The following is a 5,675-nucleotide window of genomic DNA, read 5'->3' as shown; positions in this document are numbered from 1 at the left end:
GGCGGCCGGACAGATCAACGCAAGGACAGTCCAGCAGGACGTCAGTCAGTGATCGGGTCACGGCCACCGGAGACCCGCGTATCACTATGACTGTCGGTGATGTAGCGGATGGCATCGACCACACGCCGGCGGGACCACTTCTCCGGGGCGCCGCCCTTGGGGGTCTGGCATGCGGCAACGGGGAGAAGGGGCTCCAGCAGGAACCATTCCACGTCACTGGTGTCGGAGGGGTAGCGGTATTTCGGCAGCATCACAGAGGTTGAGGGGCCGCGATCTGGGGGTCAGGAGCCAACTGCGGTGCGGTCGCGGCCCGCCTTCTGCCTTCCTGCTCTGCGTCACTCCAGGTTGGCCAGCAGCTGAAGGGTGGATTCGATCGCGCCCATCTGGGCCATGACGGTGCGGATATAGGGGTCGTCGGGGGTCTTGGTCTGGTGCGGGAGGAGGGTCCCGGCGATGAAGTGGGTGACGCGGTGGTGCACGGCGTGGAAGAAGGCTCGTTCGTAGCCGATCCACACCTCCGGTGCGTCGTCCAGCAGCCGGTATCCCCACTTCCTGTCCCAGGTGACGGGCGGCAGACCACGTGCGGCGGCGACCTGGCGCAGGTGTGCGAGCCCGGTGTGGATCTGCGCGCGGGTGCGTTCGGTGGCGGCCATGAGCTGGGTGACGGTCAGTCCGGCGGGGCGGGCCTCCTGCAGGGCGCTGAGGATCGCTTCGGCGTGGACGTGAGCGGGGACTCCCCGCCCCATCGCCTACTCACCCGAGCCTTTCAGCAGCCTCATCAGCTGCTCGTCCAGGTCGACCTCACCGCGCATGGCGGCGTTCTCGATCCAGTCGGCCGCGGCGCGTACCCGGGCAAGGCCCCGGTTGATGGTGTCGCGTTCGGCGTCGTCGTAGTGTTCGCCGCGCAGGCTGGGCACGATCCTGCCGGCGGTGGTGACGAACTGCGCGCAGGCCGCGACCAGGTCCATGAACTGGGCACTGTGCTCCATGCGCTGCAGTTGCGGGGCTGCCTCCTGGTGCACGAACTGGGCCTGCTGGCGGAACCGGTCGAACTGGGCTTCGTTGACCGCGTGCCGGGCAGTGTCGTCGGCCATGGCCTTGTCGGCGACCGCGGGACGGCGCAGGAAGTCGGTGGTCACCACGGCCGCGACGGCGTCGTCGGTGGCCAGGTCGTGAATCGCTTCGACTTTCTCCTGGACGCTTTCCGGGGAGTCGACTTTCCAGCCCACGATCCGCTTCGCGCTGTCGTGCGTCCACCGGGCCTGTCCGCCGCCCGAGTTGGGAGGGGGGTTGGTGACCGCCTCGAAACGTTCCTGCTCATCGGGGATGCTGGCCAGGATCTTGTGGATCGTGTGCGAGACGTCCGCCCGCCGGCGCTCTTCGGCCAGCGCGAGGACACCCACCGGTAGGAGCGGACCGTCGTATAGGCAAGCCCGACGTCTTCGGCGAACATCCGGAGGGCCTCGCTGACCGTGAACAGGTCGTCCTTCCCGGACGGATTCGCACCCCCATACGAGCGCATCGGCTCGATCTCCACAGCCGCATCCCCAAGACGCCACTGGGCACTGCTCATCGCCGCGACCCAGTCCCGTCCCAGCTTGACCAGTTCGTCGTAGCGTTCCCGGGTCACACTCCCGACCATCGCGGGCATCCGGACATCACCCCCGGCGGACCCGGGTGCGGCACCTTGCCATGCCGTCTACTTGCCCCGGCAGGCCGTCACTCCGCACCATCCAGCCGACTCCACGCGCTGGCCAGGGGCGCACGGCCCCGCAGTGGAGCACGATGACAGCCGTCGAATGCGCCGTCTCACAACTCGCTGTCCGCCGCGCGCCGTCTGTGCCAGGCCAGTTTGCGGCAGGCGGGAGAGCAGTACGTTGCCGAGGCGGGATGTTCGACCCCGACCGTCCACGACGCGCCGCACTCCGGGCAAATGGAGATCACACCGGCCCGGACCGCCTCGGTCCTTGCCCGCGCCCGCCGCATCCGCCGCCAGTGCCGCGACCGGCACACCGACGAGCAGAACACCGCTGATGCCTTCACCGAAGGCATCAGCGGACCACCACAATCGCGGCACAGTCTCGGTCCTGTGTCGTTGTCCGTGACCACGACGAGCTTGAGCCGCGGCACCCTGTCCCTGGGCATCCGGCCACCGTATGAAAGAGCGGAGGCCGTCGGAAGTCCCGGCGGCCTCTCAGCGAGCCTTCGGCCTGTCAACGCACGAGGCCGCCAGAGGAAGACCGTGTGGGGACAAGGCTCTGCCTCATCACGACGCGCGTATGAGGCAGGGCACAGACGCGGCATCGATCCCGGCCATGCGGGGTTACTCCGCAGGTGGGATCTGGTAGACGGAGATGTGAGAACGCGACTCGGCGGTGAATTCGGCGCCGGCCCAGTCCGCATGCCTGGTCTCCAGCTCGAACCCGGCCAGCTGGGCCATCAGGTCGAGTTCGGCCGGCCAGACATATCGATGAGGGCTGCGGAACAACCGCGCCTGCTGGGTCTCATCGAAGCGGAAGTGGTGCGATACGACGTGCTGGTGGAGCACGTCGTAGGTGTCCAACCCGATGTAGCCGGGTTCGGACTGCCAGACGGTGGCCGTCTGGCCCGGTGGGAGCTTGCGCAACTCGGGTACCCAGAGCTCGACCACGAACCGGCCACCAGGCGCGAGATGGCGGGCAGCGTTGCGGAAGCACTGGACCTGCTCATCCTGGGTCAGCAGGTTGGAGATCGTGTTGTACACGAGGTAGACGAGGGCGTACTTCCCAGGAGCGACGGTGGTCGCCATGTCACCAACGATCACGGGGATCGTTGCTTCATCGGCCTTGGTTCGCAGTTGCTCCACCATCGGGAGCGACAACTCGATGCCGGTGACAGGCACTCCTCGCCCCGCGAGCGGGACGGCTACCCGGCCGGTCCCGATGGCGAACTCAAGCGCTTCTCCGCCACCTGCGAGCTGGGCGAGACGGTCCACGGCCGGTTCCAGGACCTCGGGCGCGAACATTCCAGAGCCGGGCGTGTCATAGCGCTGGGCGGTATCGGCGTCCCAGATCTTCTCCTGCTGCATTCCGCCAACGCTCGCCGCTGGCCCATGCGATGTCCACCGAATTTTCAGACCGCTTGTCATGTGGGCATCAGGAACAGCTTCTGACCTTGTTCTTTATGGTCTGAGTCGATTTCGTTCGGTGATGCTCTCGGGTCGTTTCACGGTCTTGCCCACGTCGTAGCGCGTGGCGGGTCGTCGGTTCTTCGAGCCAAGTGGTCTTCCGGGTCCGGGCGTTGAGGGTTTCGGTGCTTGGGCCGGACAGTGCAGGTGTGGGCGGAGGTTCCGAAACCCTCGGCGGACTCGGGCCGGGGTGAGCCGGCCGAGCTCGGCGGGCTTCTCCCATGGTCGCCGCAAGTCGGCGGCGGTCTCGCGCATGAGGCGGATCTGGGTGTGGGCGGCGATGATCAGCCAGGTCCAGCGCTCGCCGGCCTCGGGGGTTCGCACTTTCGGGCGGGTCCACCCGAGGGTCTGTTTCATCAGCCGGAAGGTGTGCTCCAGGTCGAACCTGCGCAGGAATGCCTGCCAGCGCACGTCGACGTCCTGGCTGTTCAGGCCGGTGGCGGACGACCAGAGCCAGAGCGGGAGCGGGTCGCCTCCGCCGGGCAGGCGGTCGACCTGGAGGCGGATCAGCGTGCCTTCGATGATGGGGAGTTCGCCGGTGTGGTCGATCCACGCCGAGCGGGTGGTCAGGCGGGGGTGGATGCGGCCCCAGGCCATCGCGCGGGCGGTGCCGTACCGGTCGGTGACCTGCGTCGTAGCCACGTCCGGCTCGCCCCAGGTCTCCGGCTTGGCGAAGCGGAACTCCTTGCCGTGCTTCGGCCGTCGCCCGCCCTGGGGATAGGACAGGGCGTACTCCTTGAGCGAGGGCGTCGGCCGTCGCATGACGCGGTCGGAGCGCATCCGTCCCAGCACCTCGACCGGGAGGCCGTCGAGGAGGTGGGCCATGCTCGGGGCGTCGTAGCCGGCGTCGAAGACGATGAGGATGTCGCGGTCGCCGACGTGCCAGCGGCCCATCTCGATCAGGTCCGTGACCACACGGCGGAGCTGGGCGGCGGTGACCTCGGCGACGTCGTCCTCGGGCCCGAGGCGGACGGCGTCCAGCAGCTGACACCAGGACGTCCGGCCCGATTCCAGGGCGGCGACGAACGAGTACGGCCAGCCGGGCACGAACTGGTCCGAGGACCGGCCGCTGCGGCCGTAGACGTGACAGAACAGACGGTCCGCGCTGGTCGGTGCATCGGGGCGGAGCCAGTTGCTGACGTCGACCGCCAGGACCAAGCGCCCGTCGGCGGCCCGCGGCATCGGCAGACCGGCCAGCACCTGCCGCAGCCGGGGCGCATCCACGTTCCCGTGGTTCAACGCCTCGTACATCGCGCCATGCCCACGCCGGTGCTCGGCCACCAGCGTGAGGTCCACCGGCGAGGTCACCGGACCGTCCGCGCACAGCAACGCGTCCACGAGCTCGAACAGTTCGTCCCCGCGCGCGGTCAGACAGTCGAATAAGTCGTCCCGAAAGCGTGATGTCACAGCCAGCGCATGCCGCCGGGTCTCGTGATGCAGCAGACTCATTCCCCACGGCCTTCGTACTGGTCAGATGCCTCTTTAGTCGGAGCACAGGATCAGACGAAGGCCGTGTTCACGTCCGGGGAATCACCATACGGGCGATCATGTTCGGGACATCGTTCGAGGCCAGAGTCGAAGGAACAGCTCAGTCAACGCAAGGTCACGCCTTCAAAGCGATGAGCTGGTACGGCGGGTCCGGGCGTGCCGTGTCCTGGTCGGGAAGCTCAGCGAGCCGTCGGCATACGTCGGTCACCTGGCCCTCGGTCGCACGCGAGCACCAGGGGATGTGGCCCGCCGCGATCACCTCCCGCCACCTGCGCGGGCTGCGGCCCTGCCCTGTTCCGGGGAACACGGTCCGCCCTCCAAGCCCCAGCCCCCGCTCTGCCGCCCAGCCAAGCACCCGGGCGGAACCGTCGGGCACCCAGGGTGCATACTGGTGCCGCAGCTCCGCTGTGACCTGGGCGATGTCACTGTCCTCGACGAAGTATGCGTCGTCCTTGTCGACGGTGGTGATCAGCACCCCACCGGGCCGCAACACCCTGGCTGCCTCGGCCAACACCAATGCGGGGTCCGGCAACAGATGCAGCAGCCACACGATCACGACGGCGTCTACCCCATCCGACGCGATGGGCAACCGCATGGCGTCGCCGTGCACGACACCTCCCGGAACCCGCTTCCCGGCAAGGCTCAGCATCCCGGGCGAACGGTCGACGCCCACCACCATCCGCTCCGAACTCAGCAGTCTTCTGGTCACGATGCCCGTGCCGCACGCAATGTCCAGGATCGAGCAAGGCCCTTGGGGCAGCAGCGGTTCAACCGCGTCTGCCGCGGCCATGGCTCTCGGTTCACCGCCTCGGGACGCGTCGTAGTTCCGGGCCTCGTCGTCGTAGTCGATCACCCGTCCATCCTGTCTGAGGGCCTGCCGCGTGGCGCACCTTCTACCGCGATCCTCGGAGCATCGTTCGGGGCCAGACCTTAAAGAACTTCCCAATGACGATGTCAAGCCGCTGTCGTGACGGTTGGTAGGGCTTCGTAGCACGCGCCGTCGCGGATCATGGCCCACAAG

General features: G+C 67.8%; 5 protein-coding genes. All 5 read right to left on the bottom strand.

The window, feature by feature from the left end; all coding sequences use genetic code 11:
• Window positions 1–335: 335 nt before the first annotated feature.
• Entirely contained in the window at window positions 336–746 is a 411-nt protein-coding gene (locus ACIRA5_RS53530) for a hypothetical protein (RefSeq protein WP_403705974.1), read from the bottom strand.
• Window positions 747–749: 3 nt separating this feature from the next.
• Window positions 750–1,403, bottom strand: a complete 654-nt coding sequence (locus tag ACIRA5_RS53525) for a DUF6192 family protein (protein ID WP_403705971.1) — start codon at window positions 1,401–1,403, stop codon at window positions 750–752.
• A 920-nt stretch (window positions 1,404–2,323) separates the two neighbouring features.
• Complete coding sequence (locus tag ACIRA5_RS53520; protein WP_403705968.1) at window positions 2,324–3,067, bottom strand: class I SAM-dependent DNA methyltransferase; 744 nt, start codon at window positions 3,065–3,067, stop codon at window positions 2,324–2,326.
• A 93-nt stretch (window positions 3,068–3,160) separates the two neighbouring features.
• The gene (locus tag ACIRA5_RS53515) at window positions 3,161–4,615 is read right to left on the bottom strand and encodes an NF041680 family putative transposase (RefSeq protein ID WP_403705965.1); all 1,455 of its coding nucleotides are present in this window, start codon (window positions 4,613–4,615) and stop codon (window positions 3,161–3,163) included.
• Window positions 4,616–4,769: 154 nt separating this feature from the next.
• The gene (locus ACIRA5_RS53510; RefSeq protein ID WP_403705962.1) at window positions 4,770–5,507 is read right to left on the bottom strand and encodes a class I SAM-dependent methyltransferase; all 738 of its coding nucleotides are present in this window, start codon (window positions 5,505–5,507) and stop codon (window positions 4,770–4,772) included.
• Window positions 5,508–5,675: the final 168 nt, after the last annotated feature.

Source organism: Streptomyces sp. NPDC096311, assembly GCF_044763085.1.
In the GTDB taxonomy this organism is placed as follows: Bacteria; Actinomycetota; Actinomycetes; order Streptomycetales; family Streptomycetaceae; genus Streptomyces.
This window is presented reverse-complemented; position numbering and strand designations above follow the sequence as displayed.

What these genes read in the sequence shown, in the direction of transcription:
- ACIRA5_RS53530 (WP_403705974.1), bottom strand. Translation starts at nt 746, where the DNA reads ATGGGGCGGGGAGTCCCCGCTCACGTCCACGCCGAAGCGATCCTCAGC.
- ACIRA5_RS53520 (WP_403705968.1), bottom strand. Translation starts at nt 3,067, where the DNA reads ATGCAGCAGGAGAAGATCTGGGACGCCGATACCGCCCAGCGCTATGAC.
- ACIRA5_RS53515 (WP_403705965.1), bottom strand. Translation starts at nt 4,615, where the DNA reads ATGAGTCTGCTGCATCACGAGACCCGGCGGCATGCGCTGGCTGTGACA.